Source organism: Moorena sp. SIO4A1 (assembly GCF_010672065.1).
Lineage (GTDB): Bacteria > Cyanobacteriota > Cyanobacteriia > Cyanobacteriales > Coleofasciculaceae > Moorena.
Map to the genome: position 1 here is coordinate 1 of NZ_JAAHHX010000321.1, position 2,268 is coordinate 2,268.

Annotated in this window: 1 protein-coding gene and 1 pseudogene; both read left to right on the plus strand. The window is 42.4% G+C overall.

The genetic code is table 11. The features are described from left to right. Window positions 1–345 (plus strand): annotated as a pseudogene (locus tag F6K53_RS37745) (hypothetical protein); the annotation flags it as partial. Window positions 346–1,382: 1,037 nt separating this feature from the next. After that, a complete protein-coding gene (locus tag F6K53_RS37750; protein ID WP_293084811.1) occupies window positions 1,383–2,168 on the plus strand; it encodes a DUF4388 domain-containing protein in 786 nt (261 codons plus the stop codon). The last annotated feature ends 100 nt before the right edge of the window (window positions 2,169–2,268 follow it).

Consider the following 2,268-nt stretch of genomic DNA (forward strand, 5'->3'; position numbering starts at 1 on the left):
TCTTTGTTTCAGCTCCGAGATGGTCAGTTTAACTTTGAACAGAATGTACCCATACCAACACGAGAAATGACGGGTTTGAGTATGCCAACAAAAATAGCTATGTTGAAGGGATTGCGATCGCTCCGCAACTGGGAAGCTCTGGCAGATAAATTACCTGATCCGAATGGCGGTTTGGTCAGTATCAACGGTGGTCAACCTAAATACAGTTTGGACTCTATAGAGTGGCAAGTTTGGGAGTACACCAATGGCAATGTTTCTCTCAAGAGAATTGCAAGGCAACTGAGAGTACCAGTAGAAAAAGTGCAACAAGTTGCTTTTAGACTAATTACAACCGGTTTAGTATAAGAAGTGCCCTTATTGGTTAGCAACTTATGTGACCTATCTACATTGAACTGACGGTCAAGTGTCGTCTTATGATCCCTTTTTAAACGGGATCAAAACTTCCTTAAAGGTACTACTTAAAGGTACTACTTAAAGGTACTCTTAATTATGGAGGTCAACACAACTGTATTCCCTCAGAGCGCGTTTTAGAGTTGGTAAAATTTTCAGAATTGCTCGCGCTTTAGTTGATTGCTCAGTTGATATCACCGTTAATCCAAAGCTGGAATTATTAATCAAACTAGTCTAGAATAATGCAATATAAAACTAGTCTTGAATACTAAAATCATTTCTTTGGAACTTATCTCGATAAGAAATGATTTCAGACGTAGAGGAAGAGTTCTATTTAAACTCAACAGCTCCTGCTTTTTGAGGTAGGTTTCCAAGTATTGAAAACAACTATTCTAATAATCTAGCCTCAATCCAGGATTGAATTTATCTAATTCCAACTTAGCTCTTTGTCGAAATGGTCAAACCCATACTATTATAGTACAACATCTTTGCTCCGATAAAAAAAACAACCTTTGTCTGGGATTTATGAGGGGCTGAGTGATCAAAGGTTGTTTCCCTACCTGGAAAGCCCGGAGCGATGGCTAACCTACCTCTTATCCTTGTCCTAAGAACTCTCGGCTTTAGTCAACAAAAGCCAACGCCCAAGGTGACACGTGGGGCTGATCGCGGTTGAGCTAAAACTTGGATTTTGCCGCACAAACCATCTAACACTATATAATTTATTGTCACTCATAGTTGACACTCTCAAGGTGCTCTCTTGGTTTTAATTACCCGACATGTCCCTTAATGGTTACCTAAGCGACTTATACTTGCCAGAACTTTTTCAGTTTTTAGAGAAAGGAAAGAAAACTGGTTGGCTGAGAGGATATCTGAAAAGTTTTTTGATACTGAATTTTGCCCCCCTAGCCCCCCAATTCTGGGGGGAACAAGAATCTATTTGCTGGTAAAAGTCCCCCAAAATTGGGGGACCCACGGGGGCTTATATGTAGCAAATGAGACTTCTCAGACAACCTCTGAGAATTACTGCCTTACCCAGAGTTTCTGGATACCGGCGACCAGTTCATCACATTTGGGTGTATCAGGGTCGGATTGTGGCAGCAGCTAATCGATTAGACCATCAGGGTTTAATTGTCCTGATTGCTCAACATCAGTGGGTTAAACACAGTATAGTCAATAAACTCGCTCAGTCATGTACTCCCAATCAGCCACTGGGTTTATACCTCCAAAGTCAAGGTATTTTACAAACTGCACAACTAAAATGGTTGTTTCAGATTCAAATACAACGGCAAGTGTGTCCTTTGTTTGAACTCAAAGATGGTCGATTTAAATTCGAGCAGAACGTGCCGATCCCAACCCTGGAAATGACCGGTTTAAGTATACCAGCAACAGAAGCAACATTGATCGGGTTAAGGGAACTGCAGCACTGGGAGGCTTTGGCTGAGCAATTGCCTGACCCTGATTGGGGTTTAGTCAGTACCATCTGCGATCCACCCCAATCCCATTATCGACTCAACGTTTTAGAATGCAAAGTGTGGAATTATACAACAGGCAAAGTTTCTCTCAAAGCGATCGCAAAGCACCTGAAACTACCAGTAGAACAAGTACAGCAGATTGCGTTTAGGCTAATCACAGTGGGTCTTGCACAAGCAAGACCTTTGTTGAAGGATACTTCTCATAAAAACTTGGACAAATCTAGACAAAACCCAATTGCTCTCGACAAACAAAAATATCCATTCATTAGCTTCCGCCGCAATTCATCCCACGTCCGAAAGCAGTAGCGTCGGAGTCGGATGAACGGACCCGGCTGCGGCTATCGCATCTTCTTCTTGTACATGCTGGCGGAGTAAGGATGAAGAGCGACAGTGCGACCCCGGTCGG